This window comes from Streptomyces sp. Je 1-369, assembly GCF_026810505.1.
GTDB lineage: Bacteria > Actinomycetota > Actinomycetes > Streptomycetales > Streptomycetaceae > Streptomyces.
On sequence record NZ_CP101750.1, the window covers coordinates 3,196,943 to 3,223,185 of the forward strand.

At 72.3% G+C, this 26,243-nt stretch carries 18 protein-coding genes and 2 pseudogenes; 8 read left to right on the plus strand and 12 right to left on the minus strand.

The window, feature by feature from the left end; all coding sequences use genetic code 11:
- Positions 1-10: 10 nt before the first annotated feature.
- Genes NOO62_RS14505 through NOO62_RS14515 form a run of 3 tightly spaced genes read right to left on the minus strand, consistent with a single transcriptional unit; the run spans position 11 to position 3,152 of the window.
- A complete protein-coding gene (locus NOO62_RS14505; RefSeq protein ID WP_268771311.1) occupies positions 11-847 on the minus strand; it encodes a sugar phosphate isomerase/epimerase family protein in 837 nt (278 codons plus the stop codon).
- Positions 844-1,992, minus strand: a complete 1,149-nt coding sequence (locus NOO62_RS14510; protein WP_414930989.1) for a dihydrodipicolinate synthase family protein — start codon at positions 1,990-1,992, stop codon at positions 844-846. The genes NOO62_RS14505 and NOO62_RS14510 overlap by 4 nt, the downstream gene beginning before the upstream one ends.
- 8 nt (positions 1,993-2,000) lie before the next feature.
- Positions 2,001-3,152 (minus strand): Gfo/Idh/MocA family protein, encoded by a 1,152-nt coding sequence (locus NOO62_RS14515; RefSeq protein WP_268771312.1) that lies wholly within the window; start codon positions 3,150-3,152, stop codon positions 2,001-2,003.
- Positions 3,153-3,355: 203 nt separating this feature from the next.
- On the opposite strand from NOO62_RS14515, the gene NOO62_RS14520 reads away from it, so the two are divergent.
- Positions 3,356-4,399 carry a LacI family DNA-binding transcriptional regulator gene (locus NOO62_RS14520; protein WP_268771313.1) on the plus strand — a complete coding sequence of 348 codons (1,044 nt, stop codon included), beginning with the start codon at positions 3,356-3,358 and terminating at the stop codon, positions 4,397-4,399.
- A gap of 16 nt (positions 4,400-4,415) precedes the next feature.
- Here NOO62_RS14520 and NOO62_RS14525 read toward each other — a convergent pair whose 3' ends face one another.
- On the minus strand, positions 4,416-5,969 hold the full coding sequence (locus tag NOO62_RS14525; protein WP_268771314.1) for a PLP-dependent aminotransferase family protein: 1,554 nt from the start codon (positions 5,967-5,969) through the stop codon (positions 4,416-4,418).
- Positions 5,970-5,998: 29 nt separating this feature from the next.
- On the opposite strand from NOO62_RS14525, the gene NOO62_RS14530 reads away from it, so the two are divergent.
- The 3 genes from NOO62_RS14530 to NOO62_RS14540 all read left to right on the plus strand — a co-directional run bounded on the left by NOO62_RS14530 (position 5,999) and on the right by NOO62_RS14540 (position 8,496).
- A complete protein-coding gene (locus NOO62_RS14530) occupies positions 5,999-6,598 on the plus strand; it encodes a LysE family translocator (RefSeq protein WP_268771315.1) in 600 nt (199 codons plus the stop codon).
- A gap of 49 nt (positions 6,599-6,647) precedes the next feature.
- Positions 6,648-7,631 carry a bifunctional helix-turn-helix transcriptional regulator/GNAT family N-acetyltransferase gene (locus NOO62_RS14535; protein WP_268771316.1) on the plus strand — a complete coding sequence of 328 codons (984 nt, stop codon included), beginning with the start codon at positions 6,648-6,650 and terminating at the stop codon, positions 7,629-7,631.
- 64 nt (positions 7,632-7,695) lie between these two features.
- Complete coding sequence (locus NOO62_RS14540; RefSeq protein ID WP_268771317.1) at positions 7,696-8,496, plus strand: sugar phosphate isomerase/epimerase family protein; 801 nt, start codon at positions 7,696-7,698, stop codon at positions 8,494-8,496.
- A gap of 27 nt (positions 8,497-8,523) precedes the next feature.
- Here NOO62_RS14540 and NOO62_RS14545 read toward each other — a convergent pair.
- A pseudogene (locus NOO62_RS14545) lies at positions 8,524-9,365 on the minus strand (EamA family transporter); the annotation flags it as partial.
- 140 nt (positions 9,366-9,505) lie between these two features.
- Between NOO62_RS14545 and NOO62_RS14550 the strand changes: the two are divergent.
- The 3 genes from NOO62_RS14550 to NOO62_RS14560 all read left to right on the plus strand — a co-directional run bounded on the left by NOO62_RS14550 (position 9,506) and on the right by NOO62_RS14560 (position 13,251).
- Positions 9,506-10,402, plus strand: a complete 897-nt coding sequence (locus NOO62_RS14550; RefSeq protein ID WP_268771318.1) for a LysR family transcriptional regulator — start codon at positions 9,506-9,508, stop codon at positions 10,400-10,402.
- Positions 10,403-10,675: 273 nt separating this feature from the next.
- On the plus strand, positions 10,676-12,535 hold the full coding sequence (locus tag NOO62_RS14555; RefSeq protein WP_268771319.1) for a glycoside hydrolase family 3 protein: 1,860 nt from the start codon (positions 10,676-10,678) through the stop codon (positions 12,533-12,535).
- 77 nt (positions 12,536-12,612) lie between these two features.
- A complete protein-coding gene (locus tag NOO62_RS14560; protein ID WP_268771320.1) occupies positions 12,613-13,251 on the plus strand; it encodes a hypothetical protein in 639 nt (212 codons plus the stop codon).
- Positions 13,252-13,323: 72 nt separating this feature from the next.
- On the opposite strand, the gene NOO62_RS14565 is transcribed toward NOO62_RS14560, so the two are convergent.
- The 7 genes and pseudogenes from NOO62_RS14565 to NOO62_RS14595 form a co-directional block, all read right to left on the minus strand.
- Positions 13,324-14,760, minus strand: coding sequence for a S28 family serine protease (locus tag NOO62_RS14565; protein WP_268771321.1), 1,437 nt, complete (start codon positions 14,758-14,760; stop codon positions 13,324-13,326).
- Between the two features lie 102 nt (positions 14,761-14,862).
- Positions 14,863-15,228, minus strand: coding sequence for a hypothetical protein (locus tag NOO62_RS14570; protein ID WP_268775621.1), 366 nt, complete (start codon positions 15,226-15,228; stop codon positions 14,863-14,865).
- A 171-nt stretch (positions 15,229-15,399) separates the two neighbouring features.
- Positions 15,400-19,137 (minus strand): ABC transporter ATP-binding protein, encoded by a 3,738-nt coding sequence (locus NOO62_RS14575; RefSeq protein WP_268771322.1) that lies wholly within the window; start codon positions 19,135-19,137, stop codon positions 15,400-15,402.
- 57 nt (positions 19,138-19,194) lie between these two features.
- Positions 19,195-20,127: a serine hydrolase gene (locus NOO62_RS14580; RefSeq protein ID WP_268771323.1), complete on the minus strand. Its 933-nt coding sequence runs from the start codon at positions 20,125-20,127 to the stop codon at positions 19,195-19,197.
- A gap of 111 nt (positions 20,128-20,238) precedes the next feature.
- Positions 20,239-21,927, minus strand: coding sequence for a thiamine pyrophosphate-binding protein (locus NOO62_RS14585; RefSeq protein WP_268771324.1), 1,689 nt, complete (start codon positions 21,925-21,927; stop codon positions 20,239-20,241).
- Between the two features lie 106 nt (positions 21,928-22,033).
- Entirely contained in the window at positions 22,034-23,020 is a 987-nt protein-coding gene (gene speB / locus NOO62_RS14590; protein ID WP_268771325.1) for an agmatinase, read from the minus strand.
- Between the two features lie 51 nt (positions 23,021-23,071).
- Positions 23,072-24,551: pseudogene (locus tag NOO62_RS14595) on the minus strand (sodium:solute symporter).
- 176 nt (positions 24,552-24,727) lie between these two features.
- Between NOO62_RS14595 and NOO62_RS14600 the strand changes: the two are divergent.
- The gene (locus NOO62_RS14600) at positions 24,728-26,230 is read left to right on the plus strand and encodes a PucR family transcriptional regulator (protein ID WP_268771326.1); all 1,503 of its coding nucleotides are present in this window, start codon (positions 24,728-24,730) and stop codon (positions 26,228-26,230) included.
- Positions 26,231-26,243: the final 13 nt, after the last annotated feature.

Consider the following 26,243-nt stretch of genomic DNA (forward strand, 5'->3'; position numbering starts at 1 on the left):
ACCTTGGGCCCTACGCGTGCGTGCGGAACCGTTCGGCCGTCTCCCTCAACACCTCGCCCCCGTCCCGCGCCCACAGCTCCTCGTTGAAGATCTCCACCTCGATCGCGCCGCGGTACCCGGCGGCGTCGACGGCCGCACGGAAGGCCCTGAAGTCGACGCTGCCGTCCCCCAATTGCCCGCGCCCCAGGAGCACGCCCGCGGGCAACGGCGTGATCCAGTCCGCGAGTTGGAAGGCGTGCAGACGGCCGTCGCGGCCCGCCCTCGCGATCTGCGCGGGCGCCTGGTCGTCCCACCACACGTGGTAGGTGTCCACGACGACGCCGACCTGGCGCGCGGGGAAGCGTTCCGCGAGGTCGAGTGCCTGGCCGAGGGTGGAGACGACGCAGCGGTCCGAGGCGAACATCGGGTGGAGCGGCTCGATGGCGAGGCGCACGCCCCGCTCCTCGGCGTAGGGCCCGAGGACGGCCAGCGCGTCCGCGATGCGCTCGCGCGCCCCCGCCAGGTCCTTGCTGCCGGCCGGGAGGCCGCCCGAGACCAGGACCAGGGTGTCCGTGCCGAGCGCCGCCGCCTCGTCGACCGCCGCGCGGTTGTCGTCGAGGGCACGCGTGCGTGGCGCCCCCTCGATGTCCGTGAGGAAGCCGCCCCTGCACAGGCTCGTCACCGTGAGCCCGGTGTCCCGCATGAGGCGGGCGGTGCGCTCGACCCCGTACTCCTGGACGGGTGCGCGCCACAGGCCGACGGCTCCGATGCCCTCCTTGGCGCAGCCCTCGGCGAGTTCGGGCAGGGACCACTGCTTGATGGTCTCCTGGTTGATGCTCAGCCGCGACGACGGCACCGGCTCGCTCATTGGGGCACTCCGTGGACGGTGAGCAGGGATCGCATACGGTCGGCGGCGAGGCCCGGGTCGGGGAACAGGCCGAGTGCGTCGGCCAGTTCGTAGGCGCGGGCCAGGTGGGGCAGCGAGCGGGCCGACTGCAGGCCGCCGACCATCGTGAAGTGCGTCTGGTGCCCGGCCAGCCAGGCGAGCAGGACGACGCCGGTCTTGTAGTAGCGGGTCGGGGTTCGGAAGAGGTGCCGGGAGAGCTCGACGGTGGGGTCGAGGAGGGCGCGGAAGCGCTTCACGTCCCCCGTGTCCAGGGCTCGCACGGCCTCCGCGGCGAGGGGGCCCAGCGGGTCGAAGATGCCGAGCAGGGCGTGGCTGAAGCCGTGGTCGTCCCCGGCGATCAGTTCGGGGTAGTTGAAGTCGTCGCCGGTGTAGCAGCGCACGCCCTCGGGGAGGCGGCGGCGCAGGGCGATCTCGCGGTCGGCGTCCAGGAGGGAGACCTTGATGCCGTCGACCTTGTCGGGGTGGGCTCCGATCACCTCCAGGAAGGTGTCGGTGGCCGCGTCCAGGTCGGCGGCGCCCCAGTAGCCCTCCAGGGCGGGGTCGAACATGGGGCCCAGCCAGTGCAGGATCACGGGTTCGGAGGCCTGGCGCAGGAGATGGCCGTACGTCTCCACGTAGTCGTCCGGCGACGTGGCCGCGGCGGCCAGGGCCCGGGAGGCCATGAGGATCGGCTGGGCGCCCGCCGCGTCGACGAGGGCGAGCTGCTCCTCGTAGGCGTTCCTGACCTGCGGCAGGGTTGCCGGGCCCGCGAGTTGGTCGGTGCCGACGCCGCAGGCGATGCGCCCCCCGACGGCCTTCGCCTCGGCGCTCGACCGGCGGATCAGCTCGGCCGCTCCCGCCCAGTCCAGGCCCATGCCCCGCTGGGCGGTGTCCATGGCCTCGGCGACGCCCAGGCCGTGCGACCAGAGGTGGCGGCGGAAGGCGAGGGTGGCGTCCCAGTCGACGGCGGCGGGGCCGTCCGGTGACACGTCGGCGAACGGGTCGGCGACGACGTGCGCGGCGGAGAAGACGGTGCGCGAGGTGAGCGGGGGGCCATCGGCGGTCGTGGGCGGCGGTTCGGCGCGCGGTGTGTACGCGCGCGTGCCGCCGCCCACGACGGGGAGCAGGAGGGTGGTCACAGCGCGATCTCCGGTACGTCGATGCGCCGTCCCTCGGCGGACGACTTGAGCCCCAGTTCGGCGAGCTGCACGCCGCGTGCGCCCGCGAGGAGGTCCCAGCGGTAGGGGCCGTCCGCGTAGACGTGCTTGAGGAAGAGCTCCCACTGTGCCTTGAAGCCGTTGTCGAAGTCGCCGTTGTCGGGCACCTCCTGCCACTGGTCGCGGAAGGAGTGGGCGGCGGGCAGGTCCGGGTTCCAGACCGGCTTCGGCGTCGTACCGCGGTGCTGCACCCGGCAGTTGCGCAGGCCCGCGACGGCGGACCCCTCGGTCCCGTCGACCTGGAACTCCACGAGCTCGTCGCGGTTGACGCGCACCGTCCAGGACGAGTTGATCTGCGCGACGGCGCCGCCGTCCAGCTCGAAGATGCCGTACGCGGCGTCGTCGGCGGTGGCGTCGTAGGGCTTGTCGCGCTCGTCCCAGCGCTGCGGGACGTGCGTGGCGGTGAGCGCCTGGACGCTGCGCACGCGGCCGAACAGCTCGTGCAGGACGTACTCCCAGTGCGGGAACATGTCGACGACGATGCCGCCGCCGTCCTCGCTCCGGTAGTTCCAGGACGGGCGCTGGGCGGGCTGCCAGTCGCCCTCGAAGACCCAGTAGCCGAACTCGCCGCGCACCGACAGGATCCGCCCGAAGAAGCCGCCGTCGATCAGCCGCTTCAGTTTGCGCAGGCCCGGCAGAAAGAGCTTGTCCTGTACGACCCCGTGCTTGATGCCCGCGGCCTCGGCGAGGCGTGCCAGGCCGAGCGCGGCCTCGAGCCCGGTGGCGCTCGGCTTCTCGGTGTAGATGTGCTTGCCCGCGGCGATGGCGCGCTTGAGTGCGTCCTCGCGCGCGGAGGTGACCTGCGCGTCGAAGTAGATGTCGACGGACGGGTCGGCGAGGACCGCGTCGAGGTCGGTGGAGTACTCCTCCAGGCCGTGCTGAGCCGCGAGGGCGCGCAGCGCGTGCTCCCTGCGGCCGACGAGGACGGGCTCGGGCCACAGCACGGTGCCGTCGTCCAGATCGAGGCCTCCTTGTGCACGGAGGGCGAGGATCGAGCGGACCAGATGCTGGTGGTGGCCCATGCGTCCGGTGACGCCGTTCATGGCGATGCGCACCGTCTTACGTGTCACGAAAGTCCCCTCCGTAGATGCGTAGCAAGCGCTCTCGATCGCGTAGCAAGCGCTTTCTACCTGGAGGCAAGCTAGCCTGCCGCACAAGGTTCGGACAAGGGCTTCGGTCGAGAGCGGTGACCGGGCGGGACAAACGGGTGACCGGAGGACGATGAGATGACCGTGACCCTTGCGGACGTGGCGGCCCGCGCGAGGACGACGACGTGAGCGTGACCCTGGCGGACGTGGCGGCCCGCGCGCAGGTCTCTCCCGCCACCGTCTCCCGCGTGCTGAACGGCAACTACCCGGTGGCGGCCGCCACCCGCGAACGGGTCCTGCGCGCCGTCGACGAGCTCGACTACGTCCTCAACGGTCCCGCGAGCGCGCTCGCCGCCGCCACCTCCGACCTGGTCGGCATCCTCGTCAACGACATCGCCGACCCCTTCTTCGGGATCATGGCGGGCGCCGTGCAGTCCGAGATCGGCGGCCCCGGCGGACGCGCGGGCGGCGAGCGGATGGCCGTCGTCTGCAACACGGGCGGCTCCCCGGAACGCGAACTCACCTACCTCACGCTCCTTCAGCGCCAACGCGCCGCCGCGGTGATCCTCACCGGCGGCGCGATCGAGAACGCCGAGCACGCCGACGCGATCGCCGGGAAGCTGCGGCGCCTCACGGAGGCGGGCACGCGCGTGGTGCTCTGCGGCAGGCCGCCGTCGCCCGACACCGACGCGGTGGCGCTCACCTTCGACAACCGCGGCGGCGGGCAGCGGCTGACGGACCACCTGCTGCGCCTCGGCCACCGCCGCATCGGCTACATCGCGGGCCCCGAGGAGCGCACGACCACCCGCCACCGACTGGAGGGCCACCGCGCCGCACTCGCCACCCGCGGCGTCCCGGACGACCCCGCGCTGACGGTCCACGGCCCCTACGACCGCCGCTCCGGCTACGACGCCACGGACGAACTCCTGCGCCGCGCCCCCGACCTGACGGCCGTCGTCGCCGCCAACGACACGGTGGCGCTCGGCGCGTGCGCGGCCCTGCGCGACAAGGGCCTGCGCATCCCGGACGACGTGTCGGTGGCGGGCTTCGACGACCTGCCGTTCAGCATCGACGCGGTGCCCGCGCTCACGACGGTGCGGCTGCCTCTCCACGAGGCGGGCGCCCGGGCGGGCCGCATCGCGATGAGCAAGGAGAAGCCGCCGCCCGGGGGTGTGGCGACGGTGCACGGGGAGTTGATGGTGCGGGGGTCCACGGCGGGGCCTCGGTAGCGACGGCCCCCTCGCCTCACCCCTCGCGCACCAGGCGCCCGAGCACCGCCACCCCCTCGGCGATCTCCGTGGGTGTGCTCGCCGCGTAGCCGAGGACCAGGCCCCGGGCGTGCGGGAGTTGCGTGTGCCAGGACAGGGGATGCACCTTGACACCCTGTCCGAGCGCGGCGGTGGCGAGGGTGGCGTCGGAGCCTTCGTACGCGCCCCTCTGGAAGGTGATGGTCAGGTGCAGGCCCGCCGCCGCGCCGTGCACGACCGCCGTCGGCAGGTCCGCCCCGATCGCCGCGATCATGGCGTCCCTGCGCCTGCGGTGGTGCCTGCGGATCAGGCGGAGGTGGCGTTCCAGGTCGCCGGAGTCCATGAGGTGGGCCAGGACCAGTTGGGGCAGCGCCGCCGTGCCGAGGTCGGTGAGGCGTTTGGCGTCGAGGAGCGCGTCCCGGTACGCGGGCGGGGCGAGCAGCCAGCCCAGGCGCAGGGCCGGCGCGAGGAGCTTGGAGACGCTGCCCGCGTAGCAGACGTGTTCCGGGAGCAGTGCGCGCAGGGCGGGGACCGCGGGCCGGTCGTAGCGGTGTTCGGCGTCGTAGTCGTCCTCGATGACGAGGCCGCCGTCGTGGACCCACTCCATCAGCTCGCGGCGGCGTTCGCCGCCGAGGACGACGCCGGTGGGGAACTGGTGGGCGGGGGTGAGCAGTACGGCGCGTGCCCCGGTGGCGCGCAGTGCGTCGACGCGGATGCCGTGGGCGTCGACCGGTACGGGCGGCGTGCCGAGCGGCCGCAGGTGCTGCCGTACCCCGAGCGACCCCGGCTCCTCGACCGCCACCTCGCGGACCCCGTCGGCGTGCAGTACGTCGACGAGGAGCCGCAACGCCTGGGCCGTACCGTTCACGATCATCACGTCGTCCGGGTCCGCGCGGATTCCGCGGTTCCGGGAGAGCCAGTGGGCGACGGCGGTGCGCAGGACCGGGGTGCCACGCGGATCCCCGTACCCGAAGTCCGACGGGATGAGCCCGGCCAGCACGGAGCGTTCGGCGCGCAGCCAGGCCGCTCGCGGGAAGGCGGCGAGGTCGGGCAGGCCGGGCGAGAGGTCGATGCGGGCGGGCGCGGCGCGGATGGCGTCGAAGACGCCGAGGTCGTCGGGCGGGACCGTGAAGAGAGCTGCGCGACCCTTACCAGCCGCTGTACACGCGGGAGTTGGCGCGTTCGGCGCGGGACCCGGCGTATGCGGTACGGGAACCGGCGTGCGCGGTACGGCCACGACGACCGTTCCGCCCCGCCCGCGCCCCGCGACATGGCCGTCCTCGGTGAGCCGCCGGTAGGCCTCCGTGACGACGCCGCGGGAGACGCGCAGGTCGGCGGCGAGCGTACGGGTGGCGGGGAGTCTGCCGCCGACGGGGAGGCGGCCGTCGGCGATGGCGTGCCTGACCTCTCCCGCGAGCCAGTCGGCGAGACCGCCCCTGGGGGCGTCACCCGTGTCGAGCTGGAGGAAGTCGGAGACTCCGCCTCCCCGTACGGGCACAGTCCGCGCGGTCGTTATGGACCTGTGGGAAGGAGATCCAATGGACCTGTTCATGGAGCCATTGTGGCGCCAGTGTCGGGGGCATGGAATTCCTCCTCACCTCCCTCGTCGTCTGCGTGACGCCCGGCACCGGCGTCCTGTTCACGATCGCGGCCGGCCTCTCGCGCGGCACCCGCGCCGCGGTGACCGCCGCCGTGGGCTGCACGCTGGGCGTCGTCCCGCACATGGTGGCCGCGATCACGGGGCTCGCGGCGCTCCTGAACACCAGCGCCGTCGCCTTCCGGACGCTCAAGTACCTGGGCGTGGCCTACCTGCTGTACATGGCGTGGAGCACCTGGCGGGACAAGAGCGAGCTCACCGCGGAGCGGGAGAGCGAGCCGCGGTCGGCGGGCCGCACGATCCTGACGGGCGTACTGATCAACATCCTCAACCCGAAGCTGACGCTGTTCTTCTTCGCGTTCCTGCCGCAGTTCGTGAGCACCGACGAGCCCTACGCCTTCCTGCGCATGACGGAGCTGAGCGCCTACTTCATGCTGATCACGTTCGTGGTCTTCGTGGCGTACGGCCGGTTCGCGGCGGCCATGCGCCACCACGTCATCTCACGCCCGCGCGTGGTGGCCTGGATGCGCCGCACCTTCGCGGTGGCGTTCGCGGCGCTGGGAGCGCGTCTGGCTTTCCTCTGACGACAGGGCTACCGTTGACTCAGTCAAGGGTAATCCGGAGTGATGCACAATGGCGACAACAGCGACGACGTCGACACCCATCCACGAGATGCGCGCCTTCAACCGCTTCTATACGAACCTCATCGGCGCGCTCGACTACAGTCGGCACCTGTACGTCCCGTACACCCTCACCGAGTCGCGCGTCCTGTACGAACTGGCCCGCTCACCCCGTACCGACGCCGCCGACATCCGCTCCGAACTCTCCCTGGACGCGGGCTACTTGAGCCGCCTCCTCGCCAAGTTCGAACGGGACGGGCTCGTCGAGCGGGCCCCCTCCGCCGACGACTCGCGACGTCAGCGCATCACGCTCACCGCGCGCGGGCGCGACGCCGCCGAGCTGCTCGACGAGCGGTCGCGGGAAGCGGTCGGCTCCCTGCTGGCCGATGTGCCCACCGCCGACCGGTCCCGGCTCGCGGCGGCCATGCGCACGGTGCGGGAGATCCTGGAGGACGGCCGCGGGCGGGATCGCGGGCAGGGGGGCCGCCGCGGGCGCCGCGCGGACGTGACGCTGCGGGAGCCCGGGCCCGGCGACTTGGGGTGGATCGTGCAGCGCAACGCCGCTCTGTACGCCGCCGAGTTCGGCTGGAACGCGGACTACGAAGGCCTCGTCGCCCGTATCGTCGCCGACTTCGCCCAGGACCACGACCCGCACCTGGAGCGGGTGTGGATCGCCGAGGCCGACGGGCGTCCCGCGGGGTGCGTGATGTGCGTACGGGACGAGGCGCCCGGCACGGCACGGCTGCGCCTCCTGCTCGTCGAGCCCGACGCGCGGGGGCTCGGCATCGGGGACCAGCTGGTCGCCGCCTGCGTGGAGTTCGCGCGGGGTGTCGGCTACCGCGAGCTGACGCTGTGGACCAATGACGTACTGCAGTCGGCGCGCGGCATCTACCGGCGCCACGGGTTCGTCCTCGTCGCGGAGAAGCCGCACCGCTCCTTCGGCGTCGACCTCGTCGGGCAGGACTGGCTGCTTCCGCTGCACGAGCGGCCCGAGTGAGTCCGGCGGGTCCCGTCGTCGCGGCGGGGTTGACCGCGGTCGTACGCCGCCTACTGTCGGGGCCATGAGATTCGCCTTCTCCACGCTCGGCGTGCCCGGCCTGCCCGTCCCCGACGTGCTGCGGCTCGCCACGGCCCACGGCTACCACGGCGTCGAGCTCCGCGCGCACCCCGAGGAGCCGGTCCACCCCGGCCTCGGACTCGTCGAACGGGCCGACGTGGCGGCCGAGTTCAAGGCGGCGGGCGTCGAGATCCTGGGCATCGCCGGGTACGCGCGCGTGGCGGCGCCCGGCGACGACGGGCCCGTGCTCGACGAGATACGTTCCCTCGTCGCGCTCGCCCGTGACCTGGGCGCCCCCTTCGTCCGCGTCTTCCCCGGCGGCGGCACCGAGCAGGGCGCGGCCGAGGCCGACGCGACGGCCGCGCGGCGGCTCGGCACCGCCGCCCGCTACGCCGCCGACGCGGGCGTACGCATCCTCCTGGAGACCCACGACTCGCACCGCACCGGCGCCGACACCACCCGCATCCTCGGCATTGTCGGGCACCGCCGGGTCGGCGCCCTGTGGGACCTCATGCACACCTGGCTCGGCGGCGAGTCCGTCACCGAGACCTTCGCCGCGCTCTCCCCGTACCTCGGCTACGTACAGGTGAAGGACATCGTCTCGGCCGACGACACCACACCCCTGGCCCTCGGCTCCGGAGTGCTGCCGCTGGAGGAGTGCGTGGCGCGGCTCAGCGCGGAGGGCTGGGAGGGGTGGCTGTGCTGGGAGTACGAGAAGCGGTGGTACGAGGATGCGGTGCCGTTGCCGGGGCTGTTGGGGCCGGGGCGGGAACTGTTGTCCCGGCTGGTGAGCCGCTCGGGTTGAGCGGGACCGAGGCGGAGGCCTTCCCGAAGGAGGCCAGCGCGACGCCTCCCACGAGCAGCGCCGCCGCGCACCACCGCAGCCCGCTCACCGACTCGTCGAGGACCAGGGCGGCCGACGACATTCCGAAGACGGGGACGAGCAGCGAGAAGGGGGCGACCGTCGACGCGGGGTGGCGGCGCAGCAGGTACCCCCAGGCGCCGAAGCCGAAGACCGTGGTGACCCAGGCGACGTAGACGATGATGCCCGCGCCCTGCCAGTCGAGGGAGCGGAGGGCGGCGAGGTCCCGGGACGGCCCCTCGAAGAGCAGGGAGAGCGCGAGCAGCGGCAGCACCGGGACCGTACTCACCCACACCATGAAGTTCAGGGAGTCCGGCGGGGACGCCTTGCGGGTCAGGACGTTGGAGACGCCCCAGCAGGCCGCGGCGCCCATCAGCAGCGCGAACGCGGTCAGCGGGCCGGTCTCCCCCTCGTCGACGGCGGCCACGGCGATCCCGCCGAGGGCGATCACCATGCCCGCGACCCGTACGCCGCCGGGCCGCTCCCCCAGCGCCAGGAACGCGAAGAACCCGGTGAAGACGGCCTGGACCTGCAACACCAGGGACGACAGACCGGCCGGCATCCCGGCGTCCATCCCGATGAAGAGCAGCCCGAACTTGGCCACGCCGAGGACGAGCCCCACCCCGACGATCCACTTCCACGCCACCTTCGGCCGCCCCACGAAGAAGACGGCGGGCAGCGCGGCGACGAGGGAAGCGGAGGGCGGAGAAGAGCAGCGGCGGGAAGTGGTCGAGCCCCACTTCGATGACGACGAAGTTGACGCCCCATACGGCGGCGACGAGGACGGCCAGGCAGATGTGTGCGGGTCGCATGCGTCGAGGATCACCCGGCGTGAATGTGTAGCACCAGCGCCGATCTCTGCATGGTTGAATGAAGCGGCGCTACATGGTCGTGTGTCCGGTGCGGTTCAGTGCCGTCCGGTGAAGTCCGGTTGCTTTTCTTGGGGGCTCTCGTGCTCGATCTCGGTCGGCTCCGCGCGCTGCACGCCGTCTCCGTGCACGGTACGGTCGGCGCGGCCGCCACGGCTCTCGGCTACACGCCGTCCGCCGTCTCCCAGCAGATCGCCAAGCTGGAGCGCGAGACGCGGACGACCCTGCTCGAACGGCGGGGTCGCGGGGTCGCCCTCACCGAGGAGGCGCTCCATCTCGCCGATACGGCGCGGCAGTTGCTGGCCATCGTCGAGCGTGCCGAGACGGAGCTGGAGGAGCGGCGTGGGGTGCCCGCGGGGCGGCTCACGATCGCGGCGTTCGCTTCGGCGGCGCGGGGTCTCATGCCGGCGGTCCTCGCGGACCTGGCGCGGCGTCACCCTTCGCTCGACACCCGCATGACGGAGATCGATCCGCACCTGTCCATCGACCTCGTGGCCAAGGGGGCGGTCGACATGGCCGTCGTCCACGACTGGGACATCGCGCCGCTTCCTGCGCCGCCGGGGGTCGAGCAGGCGGTCATCGGCGACGACCTCTGCGACCTCGTCGTACCGCACGACCATCCGCTCGCGGGGCGGGAGTCCGTGCGCCGCGAGGAGCTGAAGGCCGAACGGTGGATCACGCAACCTCCTGGGCTCGTCTGCCACGAGTGGCTCATCCGGACGCTTCGGGAGGCGGGGTGCGAGCCGGACATCGCCCACCAGGCGGAGGAGAACCCCACGTTGGTGGCGTTGGTCGCGGCGGGACTCGGGGTCGCGCTCATCCCGCGCCTCGGGCGCGGGCCGGTCCCTTCCGGGGCGGTCACGGTTCCCCTCGCTCCTGTGCCGGTACGCCGCCTGTACGCGCTGTGGCGGACCGGGGCGTCCCGTCGGCCCGCGATCGCCGAGACGGTCCGCACGCTGCAGTTGCACTGGGCTCCGTAGGGGCGGCCCCGCCGACCCGTACCGCGAAGGGAACCCCCCGCCGCCCCCGCCCGTCCAACCGGCACGCTGTCGGTGAGTCTCCGCAGGGCGGTGTCGGCATCGCTGCTGGCTGCGAACGCCGACCACCCTCTCCGCCGCCTGTGGCCGACAGCTCGCCGTCACCGGTGCGCCCCCCTTCCAACAGCGCCGGTGACGGCCCCATCCCTTGACCGGCAGAAATCTTCGGGATATCCGTTGCTCCTGAAACTAGTCTTCAGCCCGCAGGAGCACCTCTTGTCCGCATCCGTCGAGCGCGACCCCGACCGCCCGCTCCGCGCCCTCCTCCGCACCCTGTCCCTGGAGGACAAGGTCGGCCAGCTCTTCGTGATGCACGTGTACGGGCACACCGCCACCGACCCCGACCAGGCGGACGTCGACACCAACCTCCGGGAGCTCGGCGTGCGGGACGCCGCCGAGCTCATCGACCGGTACCGGCTCGGCGGCATCATCTACTTCGGCTGGGCCCACAACACCCGCTCCCCGCACCAGGTCGCCGAGCTCTCCGAGGGCATCCAGAAGGCCGCCCCCGCCATCCCCGTCCTGATCTCCGTCGACCAGGAGCACGGCGCCGTCGCCCGTATCGGCGCGCCCGCGACCCTCCTCCCCGGCGCCATGGCCCTCGGCGCCTCCGGGTCGCACGAGCACGCCCGCGAGGCCGCCCGGATCGCCGGTGCCGAGCTCCGCGCCCTCGGCATCCGCCAGGACCACGCCCCGGACGCCGACGTGAACGTCGACCCCGCCAACCCCGTCATCGGCGTACGCTCCTTCGGCGCCGACCCCGACGCCGTCGCCGGATTCGTGGCCGCCCAGATCGAGGGCTACCGGAGCGCGGGCATCGCCACCGCCGCCAAGCACTTCCCCGGCCACGGCGACACGACCGACGACAGTCACACCGAGCTGCCGCACATCCACCACACCCGCGAGGAGTGGGACCGCCACGACGCGCCCCCCTTCCGCGCCGCGATCGCCGCAGGCGTCGACTCCGTCATGACCGCCCACATCGTGGTGCCCTCCCTCGACCCCTCGGGCGACCCCGCCACGCTCTCCCGCCCGATCCTCACCGGCATCCTCCGCGAGGAGCTCGGCTACGACGGTGTCATCGCCACCGATTCCCTGGCCATGCGCGGCGTCCGCACGAAGTACGGCGACGACCGCGTGGCCGTGCTCGCGCTCAAGGCCGGTGCCGACCAGCTCCTCAACCCGCCCCGCCCGGACATCGCCTGGAACGCCGTGCTCGACGCCGTCCGGAGCGGTGAGCTGACGGAGGAGCGCATCGACGAGTCCGTCCTCCGCGTGCTCCGCGTGAAGGCGCGGGTCGGCCTCCTGGACCAGGTGCTGAACCAGGATGGGACACCGCCGACGCCGAGCGCTTCCACCCCCTCCGTCGACGCCACCGTCGGCAGCCCCGCCCACCTCGTCGCCGCCGACCACATCGCCGACGCCACCACGACCCTCCTGGTCAACACCGACGCGCTCCTCCCCCTCTCCCCCGCCACCCACCCCCGCATCCTCGTCGTCGGCGCGGACCCCCGTTCGCCGTCCGGCACCACGGGCCCGCCGACCACCGTCCTCGCGGGCGCCCTCAACAGCCTCGGCTTCCAGGCCGTCGCCCTGCCCACCGGAACCGCGCCCGACGAGGCGACGATCGAGAAGGCGGTGGCGGAGGCCCACGGCCGGGACGCCGTCCTCGTGGCCACGTACAACGTCACCACGCACGCGACCACCAAGGACAACACCCAGGCGGCGAACACCACCTTGGAGCAGACCCCGAGTCCGCACGCCCGCACCCACCAGGCGACGGACCCGAGCGACAGCAACGGCACCGAGCACGGGCAAGTCGGTCTCGTCTCCGCCCTTCGAGCCACCGACCTCCCCGTCATCACCCTCGCCGTGCGCAACCCCTACGACGTGGCACACCTGCCCCCCGTCGACGCCGCCCTCGCCTCGTACTGCTGGACGGATGTCGCACTCCGCGCCGCCGCACGGGTGATCGCTGGCCGGACCACCCCGCAGGGTCGGCTTCCCGTGCCGGTGCGGCGGGCGGACGATCCCGCTCAGGTGCTGTATCCGATCGGGCACGGCCTGACGTACTAAGAGCCCCAAAGCCCCCGCACGCCTGGCGTGCGCCCGCAGCGCCGGGTCACGCTGGGTGCACGTATCGGGGGATGGTCATGATTGCCTGCGACTCGGGGTGGCCTCGTACGGCCGGGCGGGCCGTCTGTGCCCTCCTGCTCGCCGTCACCGCGACCGTGACAGTGACCGGTTGTCAGAAACCGTCCGGAGCAGAGGGTTCCGCCACACCCTCCGCCGCACAGCCCTCCGGCTTCGGCGCCGCCTTCCTCGCCGTCGACGAGTGCAGTTCGCGGGGGCGCGAGTCCTTCACGGAGGTGCCGTGCGGCAGCGAGCGGGCCGCCGCGCGGGTCATCGCGCGCTACGACGGCAAGGTCAAGCAAGGTCCCGCCTGCCCCGCCCGTACCGACTTCGTGCTGCACGTCAGCGAGAGCAGGCCCGCCGTCGACGAGGACGGCGACGGCGAGGTGCCGCAGGGGTACGCCTGCATGCGGAACCTGGAAGCACCGCATCCCGGCGACCCCGGGCGGGGCGGCGGTCCACGGACGGTCGTCGGCGACTGCGTGTACGGCGCGGGGCGCGGCGAGGTGCGGGAGACCGCCTGCGACGGCTCCGGCGAACGGGCCCCGGAGTACCTGGTGTCGTCGGCGGTGCGGGAGCGGGCCGCGTGTCCCGCCGCCACGCGGCTGTACGTGACGCTGGACGGTGCGCGTCCTGTGGGGTGCGCGGTGCGGATGTGACGGACGCGGGCGCTGAAGAACCGGACCGGTCCTCCAGCGCCCGTCATGTACCGCGTGTACCGAGTCAGCGCCTCACGGCCGCAACGTCTGCTCCTTGCGCACGTCGCGCCGGTCCAGCTTCTTGTCGTACGCGGCCAGCGGCTTGCCCGAGGACGAGGACACCCCGGCCCACGCCTGGATCCGCTGCGTCGCCTTCGCCTTGTCGGCGGCGACGAGCTGCGCCACGTTCGCGCCGTGGTTGGCACCGGGCGCCGTGAAGACGTGCGAGTCGTGCTTGGCGCCCCGGGCGGGGCGGAACGGCTCGGCGCCCCACGGGTCGTACTCGCCGTACACGTACATCATCCGGTGCGCGTTGTGCCGCACCCAGCGGTCGACGTCCCGCATCGCGTGCGGCTTGAACTTCATCGGGATGTCGCGCGGCACGAAGTTGCGCGGCGGCTGGTAGCCGTAGCGGCTGAGGTCGCCGAGCCAGGGCTGGCCGATGGTGGGCGCGCCGAGTTCCGTGCCCGCCTGGTAGTAGTACGGCGTGTAGGGCTCCAGGCCCTGGTCGGTGTACGAGGACCAGCCGCCCACCGAGTCGACGTAGTCGAAGATCTCCTGGTCGGTCGCGGTGGCCGCGGTCGGGATCTTGCCGCAGGCGGTGGCCGCCGGCTGGTACTGCCAGAAGCCCCACACCAAGTCCATGACGACCGCTTCGAAGGCCTTGTCGAGCGTGCCGACGGTCTTGAAGGTGTAGCCCTCGGCCTCGGCGTGGGCGGCGAGCTTCGCGGACAGCGGCTCCCTGCGCACCAGCGCCTCGCGCTGCACGTCCTGGATCCGGGTGCGGCACTCGCGCGGTCCGACGCCGGCGAGGAACCTGTCGTACGCCGAGTCCTCCTTGTCGACCACGTCGTTGGGGGCGACGTACGCGACGACGCCGTCCATGTCACGCGGGTAGAAGCGCTCGTAGTACGTGGCGGTCATGCCGCCCTTCGAACCACCCGTGGCCAGCCACTTCTTGCCGTAGATCGGCTTCAGCGCCTGGTGGATGCGGTGCTGGTCGCTCGCGGCCTGCCAGATGTCGAGCTTGGACCAGTCGGCCGGCTGGGGGCGCGACGGCGTGAAGTAGCGGTACTCCATGGAGACCTGATTGCCGTCGACGATCTGCGTCGGCTCGCGGCGGCTGGGGCTCGTGGAGACGCTGTAGCCGCTGGTGTAGAAGACCGTCGGGCGGTTGGTGTCCTTGTGCAGCACGGTCAGGCGCTGCTTGAAGGTGCCCTTGGACGGGTGCCGGTGGTCCACCGGCTGGGTGTAGTCGAGTACGAAGAAACGGTAGCCGGGGTACGGCTTCTCCTCGATCAGGCTCATGCCGGGTACGGCGAGCAGCCTGTCCTTGATGTCGGTGCTGTCAGCACGACTATTGGTTCTCGTGTGGTCCGCGGCCGTCGCCGTCCCGGTCGTCGCTCCGGCCACGCCCACGGTGCCTATCAGCACCACGAGCGACAGCACCCATCTGAGCGCCTTACGCATGCACCCTCCCCTGTCGACACAGCAATGCCCCGGAACCTAACGGAGCAACTGGGTCCGCACCAGGGGGAGTTATCGGGACATCGTGCGGTCACAGACCGGACGTCAGCAGAGAATCCAGCCCGAACTGACCCCGCGGCCGCTGATGTTCCCCTTCACCCACACGCAGCGGTGGCCCGCGTGGACCGTCACCGGGCCCGCGTGGTGGCTGTAGTGGCCCTTGTCGCGGGCGGGGCGGCCGCCGCGTGCCTTGACGCTGACGGACATCGACTTGCGGGCGCCGGTGCGCTTGGCGACGACCACGGCGCAGACGTAGCCGCGGGACTTGAAGACGTCGACGCGACCGGTGCTGAAGGGCAGGGTGCGCACCTTGCGGCCTGCGCAGAAGCCGTCGACGGCCTGCGCCGAGTACGTGCCGGGGCCCGCGAGGGCGAGGAGTACGGCGGCTGCGAGCACGGCCGTGCCGAGCATCAGCCGCCGTCGTATCCGACCAGTGCCGCGCCCGCGCCCACTGCTCACGATTGCCCCTCCCGCCACTCCTGCCTCAACGTTCTGAGGTACGGACGCAGTGCGCGGCCCGTGCGGTTGCGGGATCCCCGCCCCTTTTTCCGGCACCCTTCTCCCGGCACCCGTTCAGGCCGTTCAGGCCGCCTCCACCGGCTCCCCCACGAACGTCCGCCACAGGCGCGCGTACCGCCCGTCCAGCGCGAGGAGCTCGTCGTGCGTGCCGTCCTCGGCGACCCGGCCGTGGTCCATCACGACGACGCGGTCGGCGCGGGCGGCCGTGGTGAGGCGGTGGGCGACGACCAGCGTGGTCCGCTTGCCCGCGATGCGGTCGGTGGCCTGGTTGACCTGCGCCTCCGTGGCGAGGTCGAGGGCGGCCGTCGCCTCGTCGAGGAGCAGGATGTCGGGGTCGACCAGTTCGGCGCGGGCCAGGGCGATCAGCTGGCGCTGTCCCGCGGAGAGGTTCCGGCCGCGCTCGCTGACCTCGTGGAGGTAGCCGCCGTCCAGGGTGGCGATCATGTCGTGGGCGCCGACCGCGCGGGCTGCGGCCTCGACCTGGGCGTCGGTGGCGTCGGGGCGGCCGTAGGCGATGGCGTCGCGGACGGTGCCCGCGAAGAGGTACGCCTCCTGCGGGACGACACCGAGGCGGTGGCGGTACGAGGTGAGGTCGAGGGAGCGCAGGTCCGTGCCGTCGACCGTGACGCGGCCGCCCGTGGGGTCGTAGAAGCGGGCGACGAGCTTCACGAGTGTCGACTTGCCCGCGCCGGTCTCACCGACGAACGCGACGGTCTGTCCGGCGGGTATCCGCAGGCGTACGTCGCTGAGCGCCTCCTCGGGGGCGCCCTCGCCCGTGGCCGCGTACGCGAAGTCCACGTCCTCGAAGGCGATCTCGCCGCGCAGGGAGAGCACCTCCATGGGCTCGTCGGCGTCCTTCGTCGACGTCGGCTCCTGGAGCAGTTCCTGGATGCGGCCGAGCGAGACGGACGCCTGCTGGTAGCCGTCGAAGACCTGGGAGAGCTGCTGCACGGGGGCGAAGAACAGGTCGATGTAGAGGAGGTACGCGACGAGCGCGCCGGTCGTCAGGGTGCCCGCCTCGACCCGGCCCGCGCCGACGATCAGTACGGCGACGACGGCGACGGACGACAGGAGCTGCACGAACGGGAAGTACACGGAGATCAGCCACTGGCCGCGGATGCGGGCCTGCCGGTAGCTGTCGCTGTTCTCGGCGAACCGCTCGGCGCCCGCGCGCTCGCGCCGGAAGGCCTGCACGATGCGCAGCCCGGCGACGGACTCCTGGAGGTCGGCGTTGACGACGGACACGCGCTCGCGCGCCAGCTCGTACGCCTTCACGCTCGACTTGCGGAAGAAGTACGTGCCGACGATCAGCAGCGGCAGGGTCGCGAAGACGACGAGGGCGAGCTCCACGTCGATGACGAGCAGGGCGACCATGATGCCGAAGAAGGTGACGACGGAGACGAACGCGGTGACGAGCCCGGTCTGCAGGAACGTGGAGAGCGCGTCGACGTCGGTCGTCATCCGGGTCATGATGCGGCCGGTGAGCTCCCGCTCGTAGTAGTCGAGCCCGAGCCGCTGGAGCTGCGAGAAGATCTTGAGCCGGAGCGAGTACAGGACCCGCTCGCCGGTGCGCCCCGTCATGCGTGTCTCGCCGGTCTGCGCCGCCCACTGCACGACGACGGCGGCGAGCGCGAGCCCGGACGCGGTCCAGACGGCGCCGAGCGCGAGGTCGCTGACGCCCTCGTCGATGCCGTGCCGGATCAGGACGGGCAGCAGCAGCCCCATGCCCGCGTCGACGGCGACGAGGAGCAGGCTGAACAGCAGCGGCACGCCGAATCCGGCGAGCAGCCTGCGCAGCCCGTACGACTCCTCGGGCGTGACGGCCCGCGCCTCGTCGATGCCGGGGGTGTCGGTGGCCGGGGGCAGCGCGTCGACCTGGGCGAGGAGCTCGGGCGTGGACGGCATCCCGGCGAGGGCCGGATCCTTGACGCTGCCGGCGTCGCGGTCGCCGGTCCACAGGGCGGGCGTGATGCCGCGCTCCGCGTCGAACTCGGCGTCGAGCTCCTCGCGTACGGAGGTGTCCTCGGGCAGGTCGGCGGGGAGGGCGTGGCCCGGGGATACGCCGCCGAGCTCGTCGGGGTCGGTGAGCAGCCGCCGGTAGAGGGCGGAGCGCTCCTCCAGCTCCTCGTGCGTGCCGAGGTCGGCGAGGCGCCCTCCGTCGAGGACGGCGATGCGGTCGGCGAGGCCGAGGGTGGAGCGGCGGTGGGCGATGAGGAGGGTGGTCCGGCCCGCCATCACGCCTCGCAGCGCCTCGTGGATCTCGTGCTCCACGCGCGCGTCGACCGCCGATGTGGCGTCGTCGAGGACGAGGAGGCGGGGGTCGGTGAGGATGGCGCGGGCGAGCGCGATGCGCTGGCGCTGACCGCCGGAGAGGGTGAGGCCCTGCTCGCCGACCTTGGTGTCGTACCCCTCGGGCAGCTCGGATATGAAGCCGTGGGCCTGGGCGGCGCGCGCGGCGGTCTCGATCTCTTCGCGGGTGGCGTCCGGGTGGCCGTAGGCGATGTTGGCGCCGACGGTGTCGGAGAAGAGGAAGGAGTCCTCGGGGACGAGCCCGATGGCGGAGCGCAGGGAGTCGAGGGTCAGCTCGCGCACGTCGTGGCCGCCGATGAGGACGGCGCCGTGCGTCACGTCGTAGAAGCGCGGCAGGAGCAGCGAGACGGTCGACTTGCCGCTGCCGGAGGAGCCGACGACGGCGAGGGTCTCGCCGGGGCGGATCTCGAAGGAGAGGCCGTCGAGGACCGGGCGGTCGTCCTCGTAGGCGAAGCTCACGTCGTCGAACTCGACCGTCGCCGGGGCGTCGGCGGGCAGCTCCTTGCGGCCGTCCGCCATGCTCGGCTCGGTGTCGATCAGTTCGAGGACGCGCTCCACTCCGGCGCGCGCCTGCTGGCCGACGGTCAGGACCATGGCGAGCATGCGCACGGGTCCGACGAGCTGGGCGAGGTAGGTCGAGAAGGCGACGAAGGTGCCGAGGGTGATGTCGCCCTTGACGGCGAGCCAGCCACCGACGGCGAGCATGGCGACCTGGCCGAGCATGGGGACGGCCTGGAGGGCGGGGGTGTAGCGGGAGTTGAGGCGGACGGTCCGCAGCCGTCCGGCGAAGAGCTTGCGCCCGACCTCGCGGAGCTTCCCTGTCTCCTGCTCCTCCTGTCCGAAGCCCTTCACCACGCGTACGCCGCTGACGGCGCCGTCGACCACTCCGGCGACGGCGGCGGCCTGCGCCTGCGCGTACCAGGTGGCGGGGTGGAGGCGGGAGCGGGAGCGGCGGGCGATGACCCAGAGGGCGGGGGCGACGGCGAGGGCGACGAGGGTGAGCGGCAGGGAGAGCCACGCCATGATCACGAGTGAGATCACGAAGAGCAGGATGTTGCCGATGGTCATCGGCAGCATGAAGAGCAGGCCCTGGATGAGCTGGAGGTCGCTGGTAGCCCGGCCGACGACCTGCCCGGTGGACAGCTCGTCCTGGCGCCGCCCGTCGAGCTTGGTGATCGTCCCGTACATCTCGGTCCGCAGGTCGTGCTGGACGTCGAGGGCGAGGCGGCCGCCGTAGTAGCGGCGGATGTAGGTGAGGACGTAGACGACGAGGGCGGCGCCGATCAGGGCACCCGCCCAGGGGCCCATGGAGCGGCCGCCGCCCTCCCCGTCCTGACCTATGACGTCATCGATGATCACCTTGGTGATCAGCGGTACGAGCGCCATGACGGCCATACCGCCGAGCGAGGAGCCGAGCGCGAGCACGACGTCCTTCGGGTAGCGCCATGCGTACCCGGTGAGTCGTTTCGCCCAGCCCCGTTGCTCCGCCACGTGTTGCCTCCCGTCGACCTGACCTGCCGAGAGGCCCAACACGGCGGGGGGCGGATTTCATCCCGTCGCAACAAATGCTTCCCGGGGCGAATCGGTCGGGACGTACCTGTTCACCGACGAGGCGCGGGGCGCGAGGTCCTTGTGGACCGCCTTGGCCACGCCCTGGATCGTGGCGACGCCGTAGTTCATCGTGCTGTTGCCGTGGGTGAGCACGGAGATCGTGTAGTCGTGGCCGCCGCCCTTGAACGCGCCGATGCTGTGCACGCGCCATCCGTGCGTCGACCGCTGGAGCCAGCCGTTCTTGACGTGGATGGAGACTCCGGAGGGCGTGCCCGCGGGGGTGCCCCAGCGCTGCGAGGGGGTGACCTTGCCCATCAGCTTGAGGACGTAGGCGCGCGCGTTGTCGCTGAGGACGGAGTTCTTGGCCGTGATCAGCGCGAGGAGCTTCTGCTCGTCGGTCGCGTTGATCCTGGTCAGGCCCCAGTAGCCGCCGGACCCGGGCACGGTCTTCGTCATCTTCGCGGCCTTGAGGAACGCCTTGATCTTCCCCGTGCCGAGCTGCCGCCAGAGCTTGCTGGTCGCGTCGTTGTCCGACTTGGTGATCATGGCGTACGCGAGGTCCGACTCGCGCTCGGACAGCTTCCGGTCGGTCTTCTTCGCGTCCCACAGGAGCGCCGCGAGCACGGTCACCTTGACGACACTCGCGGAGTCGAAGGAGGTGCCCGCGCGCAGGGTGCAGGTGGTCTTGGTGGTGCGGTCGTGGACGCCGACCGCGACGGTGCCCTTGCGGTTCTTCAGCGCCGCCGTGATGTCCTTCTTGAGCTTGGCGGCGAGGCCCGCCTGTCCGGAGGTGCAGGTGACCTGCGGTGCGGGCGCGGCGGCGGCGGGCGCGGCGGTCGCGACCGCGCCGAGCGGCACGAGCACCCCGGCGGCGAGTCCCGCCGAGAGCACGCGGGCACGCCTGGATATACCGGATGTCCGGTGAGTCATGGAGCTTCCCATCCCCTGTGTGCGAAACGAGCGCGCCCCCGGCGCACTCGCCCCTCATGACTCGCCGGTACCGGTGAATGGTTGCACGACTTGTACGAAAATCTGCTCGGATCAGTCCAGATGCGTGGGCGCGAACATCCGCAGCAGCGCCGGAAGCACCACCACCGAAGGACCCGGCTCGCCCAGCGCCTTCGCGAGGTCGTCCCGGAGCGTCTCCGGGGTCGTGAGGACCCCCGGCACCCCGAAGGACTCCGCGAGCGCCACGAAGTCCGGCCGCGCCAGCTCCGTGGCCGTCGCCTCGCCGAAGGCGTCGGACATGTACTCGCGCAGGATGCCGTAGCCGCCGTCGTCGACGATCAGCCAGGTCACGGGCAGGTTGTACTGCCTGGCCGTGGCCAGCTCCGCGATCGAGTACATCGCGCCGCCGTCGCCCGAGACGGCGAGCACCGGCTGGGAGGGGTCCGCGACGGCGGCGCCGAGCGCGGCGGGGAAGCCGTAGCCGAGGCCGCCCGCGCCCTGCGCCGAGTGCATGGTGTTGGGGCGCCGCGCGTCGAACGCCGACCACGCCCAGTACGCGAGGATCGTCATGTCCCAGAAGGACGGTGACGCGTCCGGCAGAGCCTCGCGGACGGCGGCGAGGATCCGCTGCTCCAGGGTGAGGTCCTGGGCGTCGATGCGCGCGCGGACCTTCGCCAGGACGGCCGCCACCCGCTCCGGAGCCGACGGGTCCTCCCTCGGCTCCTCGATGGTCTCCAGGAGCGCCGACAGCGCCGTCCGCGCGTCCGCGTGGATGCCGAGCGCGGGGTGGTTGGACTCCAGCTTCCCGGCGTCCGCCTCGATCTGGATCACCCGGCCGCGGGGAGCGAACGTGTGGTAGTTCGAGGAGAGCTCGCCGAGGCCGGAGCCGACGACGAGCAGGACGTCCGCGTCCTCAAGGAAGTCCGTGGTGTGGCGGTCCTCCAGCCAGGACTGGAGCGAGAGCGGGTGCTCCCAGGGGAAGGCGCCCTTGCCGCCGAAGGTGGTGACGACGGGGGCGTTCACGAGCTCGGCGAGCGCGCGCAGCTTGCCGGAGGCGTCCGAGCGCACGACGCCGCCGCCCGCGATGATCGCGGGGCGCTCGGCGCGGGACAGCAGGTCGGCGGCGACCGCGGTGAGCTCGGGGCGCGGCACGACCTCCTCGGGCGTCGCGTCCATCGCGGTGACGACGGGCAGTGTCGTCTCCGCGAGCAGCACGTCCTGCGGGATCTCCACCCAGACCGGGCCGTGCGGCGCGGTGAGCGCGGACTCCCAGGCCGCGGCGACGGCGGACGGGATCTGCGAGGCCGTACGGACCGTGTGCACGGACTTCACGACGTCCCTGAACGAGGCCTGCTGGTCGCGCAGCTCGTGCAGATAGCCGTGGCGGCCGCCGCCGAGCCCGGCCACCGGCACCTGACTGCCGATGGCGAGGACCGGCGATGAGCCCGCGGCCGCCTCCTGGAGCGCGGCGAGCGAGGTGAGCGCGCCGGGCCCGGTGGAGAGCAGCAGCGGGGCGACCTCGCCGGTGATGCGGCCGTACGCGTCCGCCGCGAAACCCGTGTTGTTCTCGACGCGGAATCCGACGTACGAGAGCGAGGAGCGCCGCAGCGCGTCGAACATGCCGAGCGCGTGCTGGCCGGGCAGGCCGAAGACGGTGGTCGCGCCGAGGCCGGCGAGCGTCTCCATGACGAGGTCGCCGCCGTTGCGCCCGGGGGGCGGGTCGAGGGCGGCCTCGGTCTGGCGCGGCGTGGGGCGCAGTACCAGGTCGTGGTCGTGGGTCATGCGGCGTCTCCTCCGTCTCGTCCGGGCTACGGCCCGGCAGGCGCTCCGACCGCCGGGCCGTGTACGGCCCGGCGGGCTCGGGCGCCCAACAGCCTTGCGGCCGCGGTCACTTCGTGCTCTGCTCCGCGCCGCGGGCGGCGGCGATCTGCCTGCTCATGATCGTCGTCAGTTCGTACGCCGTGTGGGAGGCGGCGACGGCGGTGATCTCCGCGTGGTCGTAGGCGGGGGCGACCTCGACGACGTCGGCGGAGACGAGGTTGCAGGAGGCGAGGCCGCGCAGGATCTCCAGGAGCTCGCGGGAGGTCATGCCGCCCGCCTCGGGGGTGCCGGTGCCGGGCGCGTGGGCCGGGTCGAGGCAGTCGATGTCGATGGAGATGTAGAGGGGACGGTCGCCGATGCGCTGGCGGAGCTGGTCGGCGACCTCGTCGGCGCCGCGGCGGTAGATGTCCGCGGAGGTGACGATGCCGAAGCCCATCTTCTCGTCGTCGGTGAGGTCCTTCTTGCCGTACAGCGGGCCGCGCGTGCCGACGTGGGAGAGCGCCTCGGTGTCGAGGATGCCCTCCTCGACGGCGCGGCGGAACGGCGTGCCGTGCGTGTACTCGGCGCCGAAGTACGTGTCCCAGGTGTCCAGGTGCGCGTCGAAGTGGAGCAGCGCGACCGGGCCGTGCTTCTTGGCGACGGAGCGGAGCAGCGGCAGCGCGATGGTGTGGTCGCCGCCGAGGGTCATCATGCGGGCGCCGGAGCCGAGGAGGTCGTCGGCGGCGGCCTCGATGGTCTCCACGGCCTCGTTGATGTTGAACGGGTTGGCCGCTATGTCACCAGCGTCCGCGACCTGGGCGAGCGCGAACGGCGAGGCGTCCTGCGCCGGGTTGTAGGGGCGCAGGAGGCGGGAGGCCTCGCGGATCGCGTTGCCGCCGAAGCGGGCGCCGGGACGGTACGAGACGCCGGAGTCGAACGGCACGCCGACCACCGCGACATCCGTCCTGCCGCCGACCTCGTCGAGGCGGGGCAGCCGGGCGTACGTCGCCGGGCCCGCGTAGCGCGGGATGCGGGAGGAGTCGACGGGGCCGCGGGGCGTCTCGTTGCTGCTCATGGAATGCCTTCCTTTTTACGCTTCGACGCGCTTTGTGGGCGCTTTCTGACTTTACTGAGGTGTGGGGGCCGGTTCCGCCACGGGCTGTGCCGCGACGGGTTCGGCGCCGCGCCCGGCGAGGCGTTCGCGCCAGGCGGCGAGGACCGCGGCGTCGGTGGGCTTCGTGGCGAAAGAGACCACTACGTAGACGGCGAGTGAGGTCAACAGGCCGTAGTAGACGGGCTCGTTGGCGAGGATCCCGTACCACCACATGAGCCCGATCACGGACAGGCCACCGGCGGCGACCGCCGCGAGCGCGCCCGCCGCCGTCCCGCGCCGCCACAGCAGCCCGCCGAGGATCGGCACAAGGAGCCCGCCGACGAGCAGGTTGTACGCGACGGTCAGGGCCTCGACGACGTCGTTGAGCGCGATGGCGATGACGACGACGGCGACGCCCATGACGAGGATGAAGGCGCGGTTGCCCTTGACCTCGTCGTGCTCCTCCCCGGCCGGCTTCCCCATCGCGCCCCGCAGCCGCGACCAGATGTCGTTGTTGGCGACGGTGGCGCAGGCGATGAGGGCGCCGGAGGACGTCGACATCACGGCGGCGAGCGCCGCGGCGAGGACGAGGCCGCGTACACCCATGGGCAGCTCGTCCTTGACGATGGTCGCGAAGGCCGCGTCGGCGCTCGGCAGCTTCGGGTACATGACCTTGGCCGCGGTGCCGATGACGGCGCCCGCGATCGCGTAGACGAGGCAGTACGTGCCGGCGACGGTGCCTCCGTAGCGGGCGACCTTGTCGCTGCGGGCGGTGAAGACGCGCTGCCAGATGTCCTGCCCGATGAGCATGCCGAACGTATAGATCAACACGTACGTGAAGATCGTCTCGCCGCCGACGCCCAGCGGGTCGAAGTACATCGGTGGGCAGCTTGGCCTTCATCTCACCGAACCCGCCGGCCTTGACGACGGCGATGGGCAGCAGAAGCAGCAGCACACCGATCGTCTTCACCACGAACTGCACCATGTCGGTGAGCGTGATGGACCACATGCCGCCGAGCGTCGAGTAGGCGACGACGATCGAGCCGCCGATGACGATCGCCACGGTGCGGTTGAGGTCGAAGAGGACGTCGAAGATCGTGGCGTACGCGATGGTCGAGGTGACCGCGAGCATCAGCGTGTACGCCCACATGACCACTCCGGAGACGACGCCCGCGCGCCCGCCGTAGCGCAGGTCGAGCATCTCGGAGACGGTGTAGACCTTCAGGCGCGCGATGCGGGCCGAGAAGAACACGCTCAGCGCGAGCAGCCCCAGGCCGATGGTGAAGACCATCCAGGCACCGGAGAGCCCGTACTGGTAGCCGAGGCCGACGCCGCCGATGGTGGAGGCGCCGCCGAGGACGATCGCGGCCATGGTCCCGGAGTACATCCAGGGCCCGAGGCGGCGACCGGCGACCAGGAACTCACTCTTGGACTTGGCGCGGCGCATGCCCCACCAGCCCATGGCCAGCATCCCGGCGAGATAGACGACGATCACTGTGTAGTCGACGGCCATGGGGGGCCTCCTTCGCGCACCTCGGTGGCGTGTCGTGCAGATGGGGTGAGGACCGGCCGCGGGGACATCCGCCCGTACCCGCGGCCTCCGGTCGGCACGACCTTAGGTGGCCGGAAAGCAACGCTGAAGTGTACGTTTCCTCTACTCTCCGCGTTCTGCACGGATGGATTGTCCATATGCCCGATCCCGCGCCCCCTCCCGCTTCTCCCACGGCTCCGCCACCCACCCCACCCACCCCGCCGGTACCGCTCGCCGCGCTGCTCGCCCGGGAGGACCTGGGCCTGCGGCAGGTCGCCGGGCCCGACGCGCGGGCGGCGGGCACGGCCGTGCAGTGGGTGCACACCTCGGAGATGGCGGACCCGTATCCGTACCTCCTGGGCGGCGAGCTGCTCCTCACGGCGGGCGTGCACATCACGGACCCGGCGGATCCGGCGGACGCGGGAGGCTCCCTCGACGCCTATGTGGCGCGCATCGTCGCGGCGGGCGGCGCGGCCCTCGGCTTCGGCGTGGCGCCCGTGCACGACACGGTGCCGGACGCCCTGGTGGCGGCCTGCGACCACTACGGCCTGCCACTCGTCGAAGTCCCCCGGCGGACCACGTTCAGCGGCGTCGCCCGCGCGGTGTGGCGGCTGATGGCCGAGGCGCGCCACGCGGAGCTGCGCCGGGTCACGGAGGCGCAGCAGGGCCTCGCCACGGCGGCGGCAAGGACGGACCCGGTTCCGGCGGTCCTGCGCCAACTGGCGTCGCGGCTGAGCGGGACGGCGGTCCTGTACGGCCCTGACGGCACGGAGCTCCAGTCGGCGGGCCTCATGCGGGAGGCGGCGCGGGACGCACTCCGCGACCTGACGGGCGTAGTACGCCGCGCGGCCCCCGCCGCCCCGGCCTCCGCGGCCGACACGGCGGGCGCCACGCATCTGGCCGCGTACGCGCTGGGCGGCGGCCGGGGCTTCGCGCTCGGGGTCGCCACGGACCGCCGCGAGCCGGGCGACCACACGATCGCGGGCGCGGCGGTGGTCCTGCTGTCGCTTCTGACGGGCGAACACCAGAGCACGTCGGAGGCGGCGCGGTCGACGGCGCTGGTCCGCCTGCTCCTGGGCGCACCGGCACACGAGGTGGGCACGCTCCTGGGGAGCGACCTGTGGACCGTGGTGCACGCGCGCGGAGAACAGACCACTCCCCTGTCGGCGTCCGCGCTCGCCGCGGCGCTTGGCACGGCGCTGGTCGACCCGGGCGAGCACGCCGTACGCCTCCTCGTCCCCGCGGACCGCGAACTCACGCCCCTGGAGGGCTGGACGCTGGGCGCCTCCGCACCGGCCCCGGCGGCGGGCCTGGCGGCAGCCGACGCACAGGCGGCCCGCGCGTTGCGCCGCGCGGAGGCCACGCGGGTCCCCCTGATCCGCCAGCACGCCAACGGAGTCGCCGACCTGATCGCCCCCGAGGAGGCCGACGCCCACGCGCGCGTGCTGCTGTCCCCCCTGTCGGACAACGAGCCCCTGCTGTCCACCCTCCGCACCTGGCTCTCCCTCCACGGCAGCTGGGACCGGACGGCGGTGGCCCTGGGAATCCACCGCAACACGGTCCGCCAACGCATCACCCGCTGCACGACTCTGCTGGGCACAGACCTGAACGACCCGGACGTCCGCATGGAACTCTGGTTCGCCCTGAGCAGAGCCCACTGAGGGAATCCCGTAA

Excerpts from the sequence above, each read along its gene's own strand:
- NOO62_RS14565 (WP_268771321.1), bottom strand. The coding sequence starts at position 14,760 with ATGCGTAAGGCGCTCAGATGGGTGCTGTCGCTCGTGGTGCTGATAGGC.
- NOO62_RS14560 (WP_268771320.1), top strand. The coding sequence starts at position 12,613 with ATGATTGCCTGCGACTCGGGGTGGCCTCGTACGGCCGGGCGGGCCGTC.
- NOO62_RS14505 (WP_268771311.1), bottom strand. The coding sequence starts at position 847 with ATGAGCGAGCCGGTGCCGTCGTCGCGGCTGAGCATCAACCAGGAGACC.
- NOO62_RS14535 (WP_268771316.1), top strand. The coding sequence starts at position 6,648 with ATGGCGACAACAGCGACGACGTCGACACCCATCCACGAGATGCGCGCC.
- NOO62_RS14540 (WP_268771317.1), top strand. The coding sequence starts at position 7,696 with ATGAGATTCGCCTTCTCCACGCTCGGCGTGCCCGGCCTGCCCGTCCCC.
- NOO62_RS14585 (WP_268771324.1), bottom strand. The coding sequence starts at position 21,927 with ATGACCCACGACCACGACCTGGTACTGCGCCCCACGCCGCGCCAGACC.
- NOO62_RS14580 (WP_268771323.1), bottom strand. The coding sequence starts at position 20,127 with ATGACTCACCGGACATCCGGTATATCCAGGCGTGCCCGCGTGCTCTCG.
- NOO62_RS14525 (WP_268771314.1), bottom strand. The coding sequence starts at position 5,969 with ATGAACAGGTCCATTGGATCTCCTTCCCACAGGTCCATAACGACCGCG.
- NOO62_RS14530 (WP_268771315.1), top strand. The coding sequence starts at position 5,999 with ATGGAATTCCTCCTCACCTCCCTCGTCGTCTGCGTGACGCCCGGCACC.
- speB (WP_268771325.1), bottom strand. The coding sequence starts at position 23,020 with ATGAGCAGCAACGAGACGCCCCGCGGCCCCGTCGACTCCTCCCGCATC.
- NOO62_RS14600 (WP_268771326.1), top strand. The coding sequence starts at position 24,728 with ATGCCCGATCCCGCGCCCCCTCCCGCTTCTCCCACGGCTCCGCCACCC.
- NOO62_RS14570 (WP_268775621.1), bottom strand. The coding sequence starts at position 15,228 with ATGCTCGGCACGGCCGTGCTCGCAGCCGCCGTACTCCTCGCCCTCGCG.